Source organism: Streptomyces sp. CB02058, from assembly GCF_001905505.1.
Lineage (GTDB): Bacteria > Actinomycetota > Actinomycetes > Streptomycetales > Streptomycetaceae > Streptomyces.
Map to the genome: position 1 here is coordinate 1307749 of NZ_LIPG01000001.1, position 17251 is coordinate 1324999.

Annotated in this window: 11 protein-coding genes; 8 read left to right on the plus strand and 3 right to left on the minus strand. The window is 70.8% G+C overall.

What is annotated here, in order from left to right; translation table 11 throughout:
* The first annotated feature begins 190 nt into the window (after positions 1-190).
* From AMK10_RS06070 to serA, 5 genes are all read left to right on the plus strand, one after another.
* Positions 191-3025, plus strand: a complete 2835-nt coding sequence (locus AMK10_RS06070) for a putative bifunctional diguanylate cyclase/phosphodiesterase (protein ID WP_073745502.1) — start codon at positions 191-193, stop codon at positions 3023-3025.
* 217 nt (positions 3026-3242) lie between these two features.
* The gene (locus AMK10_RS06075; protein WP_073745504.1) at positions 3243-5099 is read left to right on the plus strand and encodes an acetolactate synthase large subunit; all 1857 of its coding nucleotides are present in this window, start codon (positions 3243-3245) and stop codon (positions 5097-5099) included.
* 22 nt (positions 5100-5121) lie between these two features.
* Entirely contained in the window at positions 5122-5649 is a 528-nt protein-coding gene (gene ilvN, locus AMK10_RS06080; protein ID WP_014153920.1) for an acetolactate synthase small subunit, read from the plus strand.
* Between the two features lie 104 nt (positions 5650-5753).
* Positions 5754-6755: a ketol-acid reductoisomerase gene (gene ilvC, locus AMK10_RS06085; protein ID WP_073745506.1), complete on the plus strand. Its 1002-nt coding sequence runs from the start codon at positions 5754-5756 to the stop codon at positions 6753-6755.
* Between the two features lie 303 nt (positions 6756-7058).
* Positions 7059-8651, plus strand: coding sequence for a phosphoglycerate dehydrogenase (serA, locus tag AMK10_RS06090; RefSeq protein WP_073745508.1), 1593 nt, complete (start codon positions 7059-7061; stop codon positions 8649-8651).
* 91 nt (positions 8652-8742) lie between these two features.
* Here serA and AMK10_RS06095 read toward each other — a convergent pair whose 3' ends face one another.
* Positions 8743-9885, minus strand: a complete 1143-nt coding sequence (locus AMK10_RS06095; protein ID WP_073745510.1) for a PucR family transcriptional regulator — start codon at positions 9883-9885, stop codon at positions 8743-8745.
* A gap of 177 nt (positions 9886-10062) precedes the next feature.
* On the opposite strand from AMK10_RS06095, the gene AMK10_RS06100 reads away from it, so the two are divergent.
* A complete protein-coding gene (locus tag AMK10_RS06100) occupies positions 10063-10989 on the plus strand; it encodes a proline dehydrogenase family protein (RefSeq protein WP_073745512.1) in 927 nt (308 codons plus the stop codon).
* 104 nt (positions 10990-11093) lie between these two features.
* Positions 11094-12725, plus strand: a complete 1632-nt coding sequence (pruA, locus tag AMK10_RS06105) for an L-glutamate gamma-semialdehyde dehydrogenase (RefSeq protein ID WP_073745514.1) — start codon at positions 11094-11096, stop codon at positions 12723-12725.
* Between the two features lie 120 nt (positions 12726-12845).
* Here the strand turns inward: pruA and AMK10_RS06110 are convergent, their stop codons facing one another.
* The gene (locus AMK10_RS06110) at positions 12846-13352 is read right to left on the minus strand and encodes a MarR family winged helix-turn-helix transcriptional regulator (RefSeq protein WP_073745516.1); all 507 of its coding nucleotides are present in this window, start codon (positions 13350-13352) and stop codon (positions 12846-12848) included.
* Positions 13353-13491: 139 nt separating this feature from the next.
* Between AMK10_RS06110 and AMK10_RS06115 the strand changes: the two genes are divergently transcribed.
* Positions 13492-14745, plus strand: coding sequence for an amidohydrolase family protein (locus AMK10_RS06115; RefSeq protein ID WP_073745518.1), 1254 nt, complete (start codon positions 13492-13494; stop codon positions 14743-14745).
* 112 nt (positions 14746-14857) lie between these two features.
* On the opposite strand, the gene AMK10_RS06120 is transcribed toward AMK10_RS06115, so the two are convergent.
* On the minus strand, positions 14858-17149 hold the full coding sequence (locus tag AMK10_RS06120) for a glycoside hydrolase family 3 N-terminal domain-containing protein (RefSeq protein ID WP_073745520.1): 2292 nt from the start codon (positions 17147-17149) through the stop codon (positions 14858-14860).
* Between the last annotated feature and the right edge of the window lie 102 nt (positions 17150-17251).

Sequence of the window (17251 nt, forward strand, 5' to 3'; positions counted from 1 at the left end):
CCTGAGTGACGGCTCTGGTGTATCGTCCACAAGAGGGCTGCGCCGTGGAAGGGACGGCGCCGGGGCGGCAGCGGAACGCGAGGGGGCGACGGGCGATGTGCGGCCAGTGGAGAGACGGTCCGACCGGGCGGGACGGCCTGGGGTGGCCAGCCGTGCCGGGGACATCCCGGCCGGGCCGCGGAGCTCTCCGGTGAGCGCCCCCGGAGCCCTGCTCTCCGGACGCACGGCCACCGCCGGACGAAGCGCGGGGCTGCGCTCCCGGCTCGTCCTCGCCGCGGTCTGCGCCGGATACGCGGTGGGAGCCGCGTTCGGCTGGGGCTCACCCGCACTCGCCCTGTTCATGGGCGACTTCGGTCTCAGCGTCGCCGCGCTCATCGCCGCGGTGTCCTGCTTCCTCTACGCCCGCGCGGGGGGCATCCGGTTCCGGCCGGCCTGGTTCCTCTTCTCGCTCTCCTCGGCCATGGCAGCCGGAGGCAACGCGGTCTGGGGGTGGTACGAGGTGGTCCTGGGCAGCCCCGTGCCCACCCCGTCCCTCGCGGACCTGTTCTTCCTCTGCTTCGCGCCGCCCGCCATCGTCGGGCTGCTCGTCCTCGCCAAACGGCCCTTCACCAGGGCCGGTTGGGTCTGCCTGGTGCTGGACGCCTGGCTGATCGGCGGATCGCTGCTGACGCTCTCCTGGAGCCTCGCCCTCGCCCACACCGCCGAGGTGGCCAACGCGGCGGGGGAGAGCGTGGCCAGGGCCGCGCTCTCGCTGGCCTACCCGCTCCTCGACATCGTGCTCGTCTCGATGGTCCTCGCCCTGCACTTCCGGCGCTTCAGCACCAACCGCTCGTCGGTGAACACCGCCATCGCGGGCCTCGCCCTGACGGTGCTCTGCGACGCCCTGTTCACCGCCCCGCTGCTCCGCTCGGCGTACGCGTCGGGCCAACTGCTGGACGCGGGCTGGTTCGCCGGTTCCCTGCTCCTCGCGTACGCACCCTGGGGGGTCGGCCGCAGGGAGGACAACGCTGTCGAGGAGGTTCCGGAGCCGGCGCCCACCCTGAGCCGCCCGATCGCGGGGTCCCTCGCCGCGCTCACGCCCTATCTGGCCGCCGCCGTCTGCACGCTCGGCATCCTGTACAACGTGGTCGAGGGCCGCAGGGTCGACCGGGTGGTGGTCCTCACCGGCTGCACGGTCGTGCTCGCCCTGGTGGTCCGGCAGGCCATCATGCTCCTCGACAACATCTCGCTCACCCAGGAACTCGCGCAGAAGGAGAACCACTTCCGCTCCCTGGTCCAGGGGTCGAGCGACGTCATCATGATCGCCGAGCCCAGCGGGGTCCTGCGCTACGTCAGCCCGGCGGCGGCCGGGGTCTACCGCCGCGACGCCGAGGACCTCGTCGGCACGGAGCTGGCGTCGATCATCCACCCCGACGACCTCGGGGGAGTCGTCCACGAGTTGCGGCGCTTCCTCGCGGCACCGCCCCGGGAGGAGCCCACCACCCGGATCGAGTGCCGCTTCGGATCGGGCACGGGCGACTGGCTCCACGTCGAGTCCACGGTCAACCGCCACCAGGGCGGGCTGCTGCTCAACAGCCGCGATGTGACCGAGCGGGTCAGACTCCAGGCGCAGCTCCAGCACAACGCCGAGCACGACCCCCTCACCGACCTGCCCAACCGGGCCCTGTTCACCGCACGTGTCGGGCAGGCGCTCGGCGGCCGGCGGGCCGGGGACCCGGGCACCGCCGTGCTCTTCATCGACCTGGACGGCTTCAAGGCGGTCAACGACAGCATCGGCCACCAGGCGGGCGATGAGCTGCTCATCCAGGCCGCCAGGCGCCTCCAGGACTCCGTCCGCACCTCGGACACCGCGGCGCGCCTCGGGGGCGACGAGTTCGCCGCTCTCATCGTCGGGGACGGCACCCGCGACCAGGCCGCCCGGGAGTGCCAGGTCCACGAGATCGCGGACCGGCTCCGCCTCAGGCTCTCCCAGCCGTACCGGATCGGCACGTCCGAGGTGCGGGTGGCCGCCTCCATCGGGGTCGCCTTCGCCGAGCCCTCCATCACGCCCAAGGACCTCATGCGCAACGCCGACCTCGCCATGTACCGCGCCAAGGCGGGCGGCAAGGACCGGGTCGAGCTGTACGCCCCCCAGATGCAGGCCGACGTGGTGCGCCGCTCCGAGCTCGCGGCCCGGCTGCGCACCGCCCTGCGGGAGGGCGAGTTCGCCCTGCTGCACCAGCCCGTCGTCCATCTGGCCAGCGGGACGGTCGCGGCCGTCTCCGCCCAGGCGCGCTGGCGCTCCTCCCAGGGCATCCTGTTCACGCCGGCCGAGTTCCTCAGGGTGTCCGACGGCAGCGACCGCGCGGCGGAGCTGGGCAGCTGGCTGCTGGAGGAGGCCGTGGAGCAGGCCGCCGAGCGGGCCAGGGCCGGGCATCCGGTCGCCGTCTCCGTCCGTGTGTCGGCCGCCAGGCTCCTGGACAGGACACTGCCGCCGGGCTCCGTCGAGGCGCTCCTGACCCGGCACGGCCTGCCCTCGGGTGCCCTGATGATCGAGGTCGCCGACAGCGACCCCCGGATCTCCTTCGACGAGCTCGAACAGCGCCTGGTGGCCCTGCGGCGCCTCGGCGTGCGGATCGCGCTCGACGGCTTCGGTAGCGGCTATGCGGCGGTCAACGCCCTGCGCCGTCTCCCCATCGACGTACTGAAGCTCGACCGGTGCCTGGTGGAGGGCGTCGTCGAGTCGGCGAGGCTGCACAAGATCACCAGCGGGCTGCTGCGCATCGCGGGCGATCTCGGCATGCAGTCCGTGGCCGACGGCGTCGACGTCCCGGAGCAGGTGCGGGCGCTGCGGGCCATGGGGTGCACGCACGGCCAGGGGATGGCCTTCAACGGGCCCCTGGACGAGTACCGTCTGCGGCGCACACTGATCCGGGGGCAGTACCCCGTCCCGGGCATCGGCCCGGCCGCTCAGCCCGTGCTGGCGGGCGGCTCGATCCCGCTCCAGAGCCGCTCACATAATGAGACTCCCGTCCCACCCACTTGACACCGTACGCGTGCCGGAGAGAGGGTCAATGCCATGCGCACCCGAATTCTCGTACTTGGAAAGCGCGTCGGCTGAAGCAGGGTCACTCATGGACACCTTGCAGACCGCACCGGCGCGCTCCCCTCGCTTGCCTCACGGCACGAGGGGTTTTTTGTTGCACCGGGACCTTTCAAAACCCCACAAAAACACCGCATAAACCCTCAGCTTCGAGAAGAGAATGCCGATGACCGAGCAGGCAACCGGGGCCCAGCACCCGCAGCCGCGGGCCCGTAACGGCGGACAGGCCTCCGCCTCCGTTGAGCACCTCACGGGCGCGCAGTCCCTCATCCGTTCTCTCGAGGAAGTCGGCGCCGACACCGTATTCGGCCTCCCCGGCGGGTGCATCCTCCCGGCGTACGACCCGCTGATGGACTCGACCCGGGTCCGTCACATCCTGGTCCGCCACGAGCAGGGTGCCGGTCACGCGGCCACCGGTTACGCCCAGGCGACCGGCAAGGTCGGCGTCTGCATGGTCACCTCGGGTCCCGGTGCCACCAACCTGGTCACCCCGATCGCGGACGCGGCCATGGACTCCGTGCCCCTGGTCGCGATCACCGGCCAGGTGGCCTCCGCCGCCATCGGTACGGACGCCTTCCAGGAAGCCGACATCTGCGGCATCACGATGCCGATCACGAAGCACAACTTCCTGGTCACCCGCGCCGAGGACATCGCCCACACGGTCGCCGAGGCCTTCCACATCGCCTCCACCGGCCGTCCGGGCCCCGTCCTCGTCGACATCGCCAAGGACGCCCTCCAGGCGAAGACCACCTTCAGCTGGCCGCCGACCCTGGACCTGCCCGGCTACCGCCCGGTCACCAAGCCGCACGCCAAGCAGATCCGCGAGGCCGCCAAGCTCATCACCCAGGCCCAGCGCCCGGTGCTGTACGTCGGTGGCGGCGTCATCAAGGCCGGTGCCACCGCGGAGCTGAAGGTCCTGGCAGAGCTCACCGGAGCGCCCGTCACCACCACGCTGATGGCGCTCGGCTCCTTCCCCGACAGCCACCCGCTGCACGTGGGAATGCCCGGCATGCACGGTTCGGTCACCGCCGTCACCGCGCTGCAGAAGGCCGACCTGATCGTCGCGCTCGGGGCCAGGTTCGACGACCGCGTCACCGGCAAGCTGGACAGCTTCGCCCCGTACGCCAAGATCGTCCACGCCGACATCGACCCGGCCGAGATCGGCAAGAACCGCGCCGCCGACGTCCCGATCGTCGGTGACGCCAGGGAGGTCATCGCCGACCTCGTCCAGGCCGTCCAGGCCGAGCACACCGAGGGCAACACCGGCGACTACAGCGCCTGGTGGAAGGACCTCAACCGCTGGCGCGAGACCTACCCCGTCGGCTACGACCTGCCGGAGGACGGCAGCCTCTCGCCGCAGCAGGTCATCCAGCGCATCGGCGAACTCGCCCCCGAGGGCACGATCTTCGCGGCGGGCGTCGGCCAGCACCAGATGTGGGCCTCCCACTTCATCGACTACGAGCAGCCCTCCACCTGGCTCAACTCCGGCGGCGCGGGCACGATGGGCTACGCGGTCCCGGCCGCCATGGGCGCCAAGGCCGGCATGCCGGACCGCGCCGTCTGGGCCATCGACGGCGACGGCTGCTTCCAGATGACCAACCAGGAACTCACCACCTGCGCGCTCAACAACATCCCGATCAAGGTCGCGATCATCAACAACGGCGCGCTCGGGATGGTCCGCCAGTGGCAGACCCTGTTCTACAACCAGCGGTACTCCAACACCGTGCTGCACTCCGGCCCGGACGCCGACGGCAACGCCGCCAAGGGCACCCGCGTGCCGGACTTCGTCAAGCTGTCCGAGGCCATGGGCTGCTACGCCATCCGCTGCGAGGACCCGGCCGACCTGGACAAGGTCATCGCCGAGGCCAACGCGATCAACGACCGCCCGGTCGTCATCGACTTCATCGTCCACGAGGACGCCATGGTGTGGCCGATGGTCGCGGCCGGCACCTCCAACGACGAGGTCATGGCAGCGCGCGGCGTCCGCCCCGACTTCGGCGACAACGAAGACGACTGAGAGACAGAGAGAGACAGACTCCATGTCCACCAAGCACACGCTCTCCGTCCTGGTCGAGAACAAGCCCGGTGTCCTCGCCCGGATCACGGCTCTGTTCTCCCGGCGCGGCTTCAACATCGACTCGCTCGCGGTCGGTACCACCGAACATCCCGACATCTCACGCATCACCATTGTCGTGAACGTCGAGGGCCTGCCCCTGGAGCAGGTGACCAAGCAGCTCAACAAGCTGGTCAACGTCCTGAAGATCGTCGAACTCGAGCCCACCGCAGCGATCCAGCGGGAGCTCGTCCTGGTGAAGGTCCGCGCAGACAACGAGACCCGCTCCCAGATCGTCGAGATCGTCCAGCTGTTCCGCGCCAAGACCGTGGACGTCTCCCCGGAGGCGGTCACGATCGAGGCGACCGGGGGCGCCGACAAGCTGGAGGCCATGCTCAAGATGCTGGAGCAGTTCGGCATCAAGGAGCTCGTCCAGTCCGGCACCATCGCCATAGGGCGCGGCGCGCGCTCGATCACCGACCGTTCTCTGCGCGCACTCGACCGCACGGCGTAACCCTCCGGGTCCCCTCGCCGCTCGTATGGCGAGACCCGGCAACGAACCCCACGCACCCCGCCGTACGGTGGGACGCAACACCTGCACACCAAGGAGAAGACCCAGTGGCCGAGCTGTTCTACGACGACGATGCCGACCTGTCCATCATCCAGGGCCGCAAGGTCGCGGTCATCGGCTACGGCAGCCAGGGCCACGCCCACGCGCTGTCGCTGCGTGACTCGGGTGTCGACGTCCGTGTCGGTCTGCACGAGGGCTCGAAGTCCAAGGCCAAGGCCGAGGAGCAGGGCCTGCGCGTGGTGACCCCGTCCGAGGCCGCCGCCGAGGCCGACGTCATCATGATCCTCGTCCCGGACCCGATCCAGGCCCAGGTCTACGAGGAGTCCATCAAGGACAACCTCAAGGACGGCGACGCGCTGTTCTTCGGCCACGGCCTGAACATCCGCTTCGACTTCATCAAGCCGCCGGCCAACGTCGACGTCTGCATGGTCGCTCCGAAGGGCCCGGGCCACCTCGTCCGCCGCCAGTACGAGGAGGGCCGCGGCGTCCCGTGCATCGTGGCCGTCGAGCAGGACGCCTCGGGCAAGGGCCTGGAGCTCGCGCTCTCCTACGCGAAGGGCATCGGCGGCACCCGCGCCGGCGTCATCAAGACGACCTTCACCGAGGAGACCGAGACCGACCTGTTCGGTGAGCAGGCCGTCCTCTGTGGTGGCACCGCCGCCCTGGTCAAGGCCGGTTTCGAGACCCTGACCGAGGCCGGCTACCAGCCGGAGATCGCGTACTTCGAGTGCCTCCACGAGCTGAAGCTCATCGTGGACCTCATGTACGAGGGCGGCCTGGAGAAGATGCGCTGGTCCATCTCGGAGACCGCCGAGTGGGGCGACTACGTCACCGGCCCGCGCATCATCACGGACGCCACCAAGGCCGAGATGAAGAAGGTCCTCGCCGAGATCCAGGACGGCACCTTCGCCAAGAACTGGATGGCCGAGTACCACAACGGTCTGCCCAAGTACAACGAGTACAAGAAGGCCGACAGCGACCACCTGCTGGAGACCACCGGCAAGGAGCTCCGCAAGCTCATGAGCTGGGTCGACAACGAGGACGCCTGAGTCCCTGCCGGGGGGCGGGCCCGCACGGGCCCGTCCCCCGGCGCACGGCCGGCCTCACCCCCGTGTCACTGCGGGGGCGAGGCGCGTGGCGGGTAAGCGCGGCCGTACGTCTGTACAGACCGTCCACCCCGTGCGGGTGATCCTTCCACCGGGGCGCAGTGTGTGCCCGGCCGCATGACTACACTTCTCACCAACACATACACGCGTCAGGGCCCACAGTGTCGTGCGTCTTCCACGCGGCTAGCCCCTCCACCGCCTGCGGCCGTCGGGACGGCCGTCCGCACTGGACTTGTGAGGACACACGTGAGCTCGAAACCTGTCGTACTCATCGCTGAAGAGCTGTCGCCCGCCACGGTCGACGCTCTGGGTCCGGATTTCGAGATCCGGCACTGCAACGGCGCGGACCGCGCCGAACTCCTCCCCGCGATCGCCGACGTCGACGCCATCCTGGTGCGCTCCGCCACCAAGGTCGACGCCGAGGCGATCGCCGCCGCGAAGCAGCTCAAGGTCGTCGCCCGCGCCGGCGTGGGTCTGGACAACGTCGACGTCTCCTCGGCCACCAAGGCCGGCGTGATGGTCGTCAACGCCCCGACGTCCAACATCGTCACCGCCGCCGAGCTGGCCTGCGGTCTGCTCGTCGCCACCGCGCGCAACATCCCGCAGGCCAACACCGCCCTGAAGAACGGCGAGTGGAAGCGCTCCAAGTACACGGGTGTCGAGCTCAGCGAGAAGACCCTCGGTGTCGTCGGCCTCGGCCGCATCGGTGTCCTGGTCGCTCAGCGCATGTCGGCCTTCGGCATGAAGATCGTCGCGTACGACCCCTATGTGCAGCCCGCGCGTGCCGCGCAGATGGGCGTCAAGCTCCTCACGCTCGACGAGCTGCTCCAGGTCTCCGACTTCATCACGGTGCACCTCCCCAAGACCCCCGAGACGCTCGGCCTGATCGGCGACGAGGCGCTGCACAAGGTGAAGCCCTCGGTGCGCATCGTCAACGCCGCGCGCGGCGGGATCGTCGACGAGGAGGCGCTCGCCTCCGCCCTCAAGGAGGGCCGCGTCGCCGGCGCCGGTCTGGACGTGTACACCAAGGAGCCCTGCACGGACTCCCCGCTGTTCCAGTTCGACCAGGTCGTCTGCACCCCGCACCTCGGCGCCTCCACCGACGAGGCGCAGGAGAAGGCGGGCATCGCGGTCGCCAAGTCCGTGCGCCTGGCCCTCGCCGGTGAGCTCGTGCCCGACGCGGTCAACGTCCAGGGCGGTGTCATCGCCGAGGACGTGCGCCCCGGCCTGCCGCTCGCCGAGAAGCTCGGCCGGATCTTCACCGCCCTCGCGGGCGAGGTCGCGGCCCGTCTCGACGTCGAGGTCTACGGCGAGATCACCCAGCACGACGTGAAGGTGCTGGAGCTCTCCGCGCTCAAGGGCGTCTTCGAGGACGTCGTCGACGAGACCGTCAGCTACGTCAACGCCCCGCTCTTCGCGCAGGAGCGCGGTGTCGAGGTGCGCCTGACCACCAGCTCCGAGTCGCCGGACCACCGCAACGTGGTGACCGTCCGCGGCACGCTGTCGAGCGGTGAGGAGGTCGCGGTCTCCGGCACGCTGGCCGGCCCCAAGCACCTCCAGAAGATCGTCGCCATCGGCGAGCACGACGTGGACCTGGCGCTCGCCGACCACATGGTCGTCCTGCGCTACGAGGACCGTCCCGGCGTCGTCGGCGCGGTCGGCAAGATCCTCGGTGAGGCCGGGCTGAACATCGCCGGCATGCAGGTCTCGCGCAAGGACGCGGGCGGCGAGGCGCTGGTCGTCCTCACCGTCGACGACACCATCCCGCAGTCGGTCCTGACCGAGATCGCCGACGAGATCGGTGCCGCGTCGGCCCGCTCGGTGAACCTCACGGACTGATCCCCGGTCGTACGACGGCCCGTGCCCGGCCGCAGATCTCGATCTGCGGCCGGGCACGGGCCGTTCCGTGTCTCTCCGTGCGGGAACCCGCTCAGAGCCGGGCCTGCTTCAGCGCCATGTGCAGCAGCAGCCGGTCCTCGCCGTCGTTGAGGTCGAGGCCGGTGAGCTGCTGGACGCGGGCGAGGCGGTAGTAGAGCGTCTGGCGGTGGATGCCCAGCTCGGTGGCCGTGCGGCTCGCCTGGCCGGCGCGGTCGAGGAACACCTCGGCGGTGCGGGCCAGTTCCGCGTGGGGAGGGGTCAGCAGGGTGCGGACGGCGTGGTCGGGCGCGGTGTCCGGGACGTGGGGCAGGGCGGCGAGCAGGCGGTACGGGCCGATGGCGGACCAGTCGGCGACCGGGCCGTGGCGCGGTTCCGCCGCGGCGGCGCGGGCCGCGGAGAGTGCCTCGTACCAGGAGTCGGCCAGCTCGGTCAGGCCCCGGCGGGGTGCGGCGATCCCGCCGGTCGCGGCGGGCCCCGCCGTGGTGCGCAGCCGGGTGGCGGCCGTCGTCGCCGGGTCGAGGGCGTCGGGGGCGCGCAGCCGGACCAGCGCGGCCAGGGCGTGGGCGCCGCCCGGTCCGGCCGCGGTGGCGAGGGCCGCCGCCGAGGGCACCGTACGCACGGACGGGGTCTCGCCGGGCCAGGGGGTCACGCACACCACCGTGTGCAGCCCGTCGGCGTCGGCGCCCAGGGCCTCGTGCAGGGCGGCCACCGCCATGTCGCGCTGCCATCCGCGCCCCGCGACGAGCACCGCGCCGAACTCCCGGGACAGGTCCGCGCCGGCCCGCTCCTCGTCGGAGAGCAGGGCGCCGATCCTGACCGCCACGTCCATCGCGGCGGTGAGCTGCTCGTCGGTGGGCCCGGGGTCCGCGTCCAGCAGCCACACATAGCCCAGGACGACACCCCGATGGCGTACGGGAAGGCAGATCCTGTCGCGGAAGACCCCGGCCTCGGGGGCGGCCGGGATGCGGACCGGGCCCGTCGCACGGGTGATGCCGAAGCCCTCGAACCAGGCGCGGACCGCCGGGGTGGAGCGCCGGGTCAGGATCGAACGCGTGCGGACCGGGTCCATGGCCGTGTCGTCGTCGCTGTCATGGGCTCCGAAGGCGACCAGGCCGAAATCGCGGTTCTCCAGGGTCGCGGGTGCGCTGAGCAGCGCGGAGATCTCGTCGACCAGCTCCTGGTAATCGCCTTTCACCCCGCCATTCTCGCACCCCTTCAGACATATGTCTGAGATCCAGTACACGGATGCGTGACAGCTGTCGATGGCACGGGTGTACGGGGATCCCTAGATTTCAGAGTGGTTCTCCGTGCCGTCCCGGTCTGTTTATGTATCCGCCGGTCCGGCCTCATTCGTACTCCGTGGAGGTGCCCCGTGCTGGGTCCCGTGATTCTCGCCGCGTCCCGCAGCGACACGATGCGTCGTTTCATCTCGGCCGCGCCGGGCACCAAGCAGGTCGTCGACCGCTTCATCGCCGGTGAGAGCGTCGACCAGGTCGTTCCGGTCGTCCAGGACGCCGCCGACAAGGGCCTCGAGGTCACCCTCGACGTCGTGGGCGAGGACATCACCACCCCGGAGCAGGCCGCCGCCGCCCGTGACGCCTATCTGGAGCTGATCGGCCGGCTCAAGGAGCTCGGCCTCGGTACCCGCGCCGAGATGTCCGTCAAGCTGTCGATGTTCGGCCAGGCGCTGGAGGGCGGCCACGAGCTGGCCCTCGCCAACGTCCGCCCCGTCGTCGAGGCCGCCGCCGCGATCGGCACCACGGTCACGCTGGACGCCGAGGACCACACCACCCTCGACTCGATGTTCGCCATCCACGAGGAGCTGCGGAAGGACTACCCGCAGACCGGCTGCGTCATCCAGTCCTACCTGTTCCGCACCGAGGCCGACGCCCGCCGCCTGGCCGCCGCGGGCAGCCGGGTCCGTCTGGTGAAGGGCGCCTACAAGGAGCCCGCCTCCGTCGCATACCAGAGCAAGCCGGAGATCGACAAGGCGTACGTCCGCATCCTGAAGACCCTGATGCAGGGCGAGGGCTACCCGATGATCGGCTCCCACGATCCCCGTCTCATCGCCATCGGCCAGGAGCTCGCGCGCCAGGCCGGGCGCAAACTGGACGAGTACGAGTTCCAGATGCTGTACGGCATCCGCAGCGAGGAGCACATCCGGCTCGCGGCCGAGGGCCACCGGATGCGCGTCTACACGGCGTACGGCACCGACTGGTACGGGTACTTCATGCGCCGCCTCGCGGAGAAGCCGGCCAACCTGCTGTTCTTCGGCCGGTCCATCCTCACCAAGGGCTGAGCCGAACAGCTGAACCGAGGTTCGAACCAAGGGCTGCACCCCGGCTGAACCAGGCTCGACCTGCCCGGCCGACCACCCATCCCAACCAAGGAGACAAGGCACTCATGGACGCCGTCACCCAGGTCCCCGCGCCGGTCAACGAGCCGGTCCACTCCTACGCCCCCGGCACCGCGGAGCGCGCCCGTCTGGAGGCGAAGCTCAAGGAGCTCAGCCAGAACCCCATCGACCTGCCGATGACCATCGGCGGGGAGAAGCGGATGGGTGGCGGAGCCCGCTTCGACGTCGTGCAGCCGCACAACCACAAGTCCGTGATCGGCACCGGCGCCGCCGCGACCGAGGCCGACGCGCAGGACGCGATCGACGCGGCCCTCGCCGCCGCCCCGGCCTGGCGCGCCATGTCCTTCGACGACCGCGCCGCGATCATCCTGCGCGCCGCCGAGCTGCTCTCCGGCCCCTGGCGCGAGACGCTGGCCGCCTCCACGATGCTGGGCCAGGGCAAGACCGCCCAGCAGGCCGAGATCGACTGCCCCTGTGAGCTCGTCGACTTCTGGCGCTTCAACGTGCACTACGCGCGCCAGATCCTCGCCGAGCAGCCGCCGGCGAACTCTCCCGGCGTGTGGAACCGCATGGACCACCGCCCGCTGGAGGGCTTCGTCTACGCGATCACGCCGTTCAACTTCTCCGCCATCGCGGCCAACCTGCCCACCGCGCCCGCCCTCATGGGCAACGTCGTCGTGTGGAAGCCGTCCCCGACGCAGACCCACGCCGCCGTGCTGCTCATGCGTCTCCTGGAGGAGGCCGGGCTGCCCAAGGGCGTCATCAACCTGGTCACCGGCGACGGCATCGCCGTCTCCGAGGTGGCGCTGAACCACCGCGACCTGGCCGCGATCCACTTCACCGGCTCGACGCCCACCTTCCAGCACCTGTGGAAGACGGTCGGCAACAACATCGCCAACTACCGCACCTACCCGCGTCTGGTCGGCGAGACCGGCGGCAAGGACTTCGTCGTCGCGCACCCCAGCGCCGACCGCGCCGTCCTGAAGACCGCGCTGACCCGTGGCTCGTTCGAGTACCAGGGCCAGAAGTGCTCGGCGTCCTCCCGTGCGTACGTGCCCGCCTCCATCTGGAACTCCGGTTTCAAGGAGGAGTTCGCGGCCGAGGTCGACGGCATCACCATGGGTGACGTCACCGACCTGTCGCACTTCATGGGCGCCGTCATCGACGAGCGTTCCTTCGCCAAGAACAAGGCCGCGATCGACCGCGCCCAGGCCGACCCGTCCTGCACGGTCATCGCCGGTGGCACCTACGACGACTCCGTCGGCTACTTCGTGCGCCCGACCGTCATCGTCTGCGACGACCCGGCCAACGAGGTCTTCACCACGGAGTACTTCGGCCCGATCCTCGCCGTGCACGTCTACGAGGACGAGAAGTACGACGCGATGCTGGAGCAGATGGAGTCGGTCTCCGACTACGCGCTGACCGGTTCCGTCATCGCGGGCGACCGCGCGGCAGCCGCGTACACGATGGAGAAGCTCCGCTACGCGGCGGGCAACTTCTACATCAACGACAAGTCGACCGGTGCCGTCGTCGGCCAGCAGCCCTTCGGCGGCGGCCGTGGCTCGGGCACCAACGACAAGGCGGGCGCCCCGCAGAACCTGCAGCGCTGGACGCTGACCCGCGCCATCAAGGAGACGCTGGTCCCGCCGACCGAGTACACCTACCCCCACCAGGGCTGACGCCCCCCGGGGCGCCCGTCGAGGGCGCCCCGCACCGAACTCCGCCTCCCGGCCGGCTCCCCCCGCCTGCCGGGAGGCGGTTTCCATTTCCGGCCCCGGCTCCCGCGCGAGCGGGCCGTCCTACGGCGTGACCGGCGGTCCGCCCGCGGTGCCCGGCGCGGGCAGCCGGGCGGTGGAGTCCGCGTACTTGAGCAGGAGGCGCGCCAGTTCGAGCCGCTCGGACTCGGGCCAGTCGCGGGTGATGAACTCGAATGCCTGCCGCTGCTGGTCGCGGAAGCGACGGAGGAGGGCGGTGCCCTCATCGGTGAGGTGGAGCACCGTACGGCGGCCGTCCTGCTGCGAGGCCGCGCGGACCAGGTAGCCGTGGGAGATGCAGTCGCTCACCATGCGGCTCGCCACCGACGGATCCACCAGCAGGTGGTCGGCGAGCCCGCCGACCGTCATCTCCGTCCCCGCCTCGGCCGCCTCGTCGACGATGTTGAGGACCAGGTTGCGCTTCAGGTCCTTGGGCCCCGTCGGAGGGTCCACCGGCGCCTGCATCGTGCGTCGCCGCAACCGGGCGAAGGCCGTGCCGACGGCGTCCAGAAGGTCCTGGCCCTGCGGCGTTGAGGCGTCCTTGTTGGTCACCCCCGCAGTTTATCGCATGTATCTGCAGGCAGCAGATGCATGCAAAAGTGCATGGACTTGCAGTTTGCATTAATGTGGTCGACGTGGTGGGAGAACTCGGCACCAGCGGAGCGACGTGCCCGCCCGTGAGGAGAGAGTCATGATCACAGCCATCATCAACGGCCGGGTTTTCGACGGTGAGCACGTGCTGGAGGCCACCACCGTGGTGCTGGACGGCACGCGGATCTCAGCGGTCGGAGGCGAGCCGCCCACCGGGGCGGACATCGTCGACGCCCGGGGCGGCACACTCCTGCCCGGCCTGTTCGACGCCCATGTGCACACCTCCGACGAGGCTCTCGCGCTGGCGCTGCGGTTCGGGATCACCACCGAACTGGAGATGCAGGGCCTGAACACCAGGGACAGGCGCGCGCACATCACGGAGAACGACTCCCTCGCCGATGTCCGCTCCGCGGGGTTCGGCATCACTCCTCCCGGTGGCCACCCCAGCGAACTCATGCCCAAGGGCTTCAAGCCGGGAGGTCACGGAGAACCGGGAGGTCACGGCGAGCGGCCCGCTCCGCGTGAGATGCCCCTGATGCCGTTCTCCACCACCCCCGAGGAAGCGGTCGCCTTCATCCCCCGGCTGGTCGCCGCGGGCTCGGACTACATCAAGTTCATGGTCGACGACGGCACGGTCGAGGGCCACCCCGGTCTGCCCATGCTCGACCAGGCGACCCTGACCGCCGGAGTCGCCGAGGCCCACCGGCACGGGATGCTCGCCATCGCCCACACCCTGACCGTCGACGCGACACGGATGGCGGTCGAGGCCGGCGTCGACGGCTTCGCCCACCTGTTCATGGACCGGCCGCACACCGAGGAGATCATCGAACTCATCGCCGCCTCCGGTGCGTTCGTCGTCCCCTGCGTCGTCCTGAACGCCTCCATGACGGGCATCACCGGCTCGTCGCTCGCCGAGGACCCGCGCGTCGGATCACGCCTGGACGAGGCGTGGACGAACACCCTGAACAGCAGCTACAACCGCTATCCCCAGGGGAAGCTGGAGGAGGTCCTGGCCTCGGTCAAGGCCCTGCACGACGCCGGCGTCGACCTGATGGCGGGCACCGACGCGGCCCCCATGCCCCTGCCGTTCCTCGGCGGCATGGTCCACGGCGCGAGCGTCCACCAGGAGCTCCAGTACCTCGTCCGCGCCGGGCTCACCCCGGTCCAGGCCCTGCGCGCTGCGACCCTCACCCCGGCGCGTCGCTTCGGCCTGGAGGACCGTGGGCGTGTCGCCGAGGGCCTGCGGGCCGACCTGCTGCTCGTGGACGGCGATCCCACCGTCACGATCGGCGACACCCTCAATCTCCGCGAGGTGTGGCGCCGCGGTACCCGCACCACGCTGTCGCCCGCGTAAGGACCCGCTCCCGTCCGGGCGGCGGCTGCCCGCCACGTCCCCGCGGAGGCCGGCCGCCGTCGGCTCCCGCCCCCGGCACGTTGCCGCACGTGCCGGGTGTCCACGAGCGGCCTCAGCCCTTCACGGTGAAGCTCGCCCGCAGGAGCGCGTCGTCGGCGGAGGACGGGCCGACGAGCAGCTCGAAGGCGCCCGGCTCGACGACCCGCCGGCCCGCCGCGTCCACCAGGGTGCAGTCGGCGACCGGCAGTTCGAGGAGCACCTCGCGGGCCTCGCCAGGGGCGAGCGTGATCTGCCGGTAGCCCTTCAGCTCCTTCTCGGCCCAGGTCACCGAGGTCACGGTGTCGCTGACGTACATCTGCACGGTCTCCACGGCCGGCCGCGTCCCCGTGTTGTGGACGGTGACGTGGGCCCGCAGTGTGTCGCTCTCCCCGACGCTCGCGGTGAGCACCTCCAGACCGGAGTACTCCACGGTCGAGTAGCTCAGGCCCTCGCCGAACACGAAGGCCGGCCGCTGGGTCAGGTCGGCGTAGCGGGAGCCGTGCTGGCCCCGGATCTGGTTGTAGTACGTCGGCTGCTGGCCCGCGTGCCGGGCGAAGGAGACGGGCAGCCGGCCCGAGGGCTCGACGAGCCCGAGCAGCAGCTCGGCCACCGCCCGGCCGCCCTGCATGCCCGGGTTGAAGGCGTGCACGATCGCCGCGGCGCCGTGCGCGGACGGCGGCAGCACCAGCGGCTTGGAGCTGATGACCACGACGACCAGCGGCTTGCCGGTCGCGGCCAGCGCGTCGAGCAACGCGACCTGGCCGCCGACGAGTTCCAGGGTCGCCGTGGAGCGCCCCTCGCCGACCAGCTCGATACGGTCGCCGACGACGGCGACGACGAAGTCGGCGGCCTCCGCGGCGGCCACGGCCTCGGCGATCAGGGCCTCGGAGGGCTCGGCCGGGACGACCACCTCGGGGCGGGGCTGTCCGTCGGGGAAGAACGCCCCCTCCGGGTCGGGGCCCACGGACAGGATCTCCGCGCCCCGCGCGTGGGTGACGCTCCAGCCGTCCGGAACGTGCTCCCGGAAGCCGTCGAGCACCGTACGGATCATGGCGCGCGGATGGCCGTCCGGCAGCCAGTCAGCCTGGCCGGACGAGCCCGCCCAGTCGCCCAGCTGGGTCTGCGCGTCGTCGGCGTTGGGCCCGACGACCGCGACCGTACGGGGAGCCGAGCCCGCGGCGGCGAGGGCGCGGCCGTCCCCGCCCGCCGCGAGACCGCCGGCCAGCGGAAGGGTGCCGTCGTTGGTGAGCAGCACCAGGGAGCGGCGGGCGGCCTCCAGGTTCAGCGCGGTGTGGCCGGCGCTGCCGATGACCGCGGCCTGCCGGGCGGCGTCCGGGTGGCGCGGGTTCTCGAAGAGGCCGAGCTCGAACTTCAGGGTCAGCACGCGCCGTACCGCCGCGTCGATCTCCGCCTCGTCCAGGGTGCCCGCGGCCACCGCGGCCTGGGCGCCCTCGAAGAACTGCGGGGTGGTCATCACCATGTCGTTGCCCGCGCGGACGGCCGCGGCCGCGGCCTGGGTGTGATCGGCGTAGATCTTCTGCTCCCACACCATGCGGCCGACGTTGTCCCAGTCGGTGACCAGTGTGCCGGTGTAGCCCCACTCGCCGCGCAGCACCTCGTTGAGCAGCCAGTCGTTGACGGTGACGGGCACCCCGTCCATGGACTGGTAGCCGAGCATGAACGTACGGCAGCCCTCGCGGGCGACCCGCTCGAACGGAGGCAGGAACCAGGAGCGGAGCTTGCGCCGGGAGATGTCGGCCTCGCTCGCGTCACGGCCGCCCTGCGTCTCGGAGTACCCCGCGAAGTGCTTGGCGCAGGCCAGGACCGCCGTGGGGTCGTCCAGTCCCTCGCCCTGGTAGCCGCGCACCATCGCCGAGGCCAGCTCGCCGATCAGGAAGGGGTCCTCGCCGAAGGTCTCGCTGACCCGGCCCCAGCGCAGGTCCCGGGTGATGCAGAGCACCGGCGAGAACGTCCAGTGCACGCCCGTCGAGGCGACCTCGACGGCGGTGGCCCTGGCGACGCGCTCCACGAGCTCCGGGTCCCACGTCGCGGCCAGGCCCAGCTGCGTCGGATAGATCGTGGCCCCCTCCCAGAAGGAGTGGCCGTGGATGCAGTCCTCCGCGACCAGCAGCGGGATGCGCAGCCGGGTCCGCTCCGTCAGCGCGGCGGCTTCCAGGACGCGCTCGGGCGAGGCGTGGAGGATCGAGCCCGCGTGCAGGTCCTCGATGAGGTGGCGCACCCCGTCCTTGGCGTTCAGCTGGAGCATCTGACCGGTCTTCTCGGCCAGGGTCATGCGGCCGAGGAGGTCGCCCACCCGCTCGGCGACGGACAGCTCGGGGTCGAGATAGGGCAGGGAGGGGGCCACGGTGGGTCCTTTCGCGAATCGTTCGTCTTCACCATAGAGTCAATACCGACCACCTGGTAAGTATCTCCGGGAGGTCGGAGGACGAATCCGATGCACCGAACA

Excerpts from the sequence above, each read along its gene's own strand:
- AMK10_RS06115 (WP_073745518.1), top strand. The coding sequence starts at position 13,492 with ATGATCACAGCCATCATCAACGGCCGGGTTTTCGACGGTGAGCACGTG.
- AMK10_RS06075 (WP_073745504.1), top strand. The coding sequence starts at position 3,243 with ATGCCGATGACCGAGCAGGCAACCGGGGCCCAGCACCCGCAGCCGCGG.
- ilvN (WP_014153920.1), top strand. The coding sequence starts at position 5,122 with ATGTCCACCAAGCACACGCTCTCCGTCCTGGTCGAGAACAAGCCCGGT.
- pruA (WP_073745514.1), top strand. The coding sequence starts at position 11,094 with ATGGACGCCGTCACCCAGGTCCCCGCGCCGGTCAACGAGCCGGTCCAC.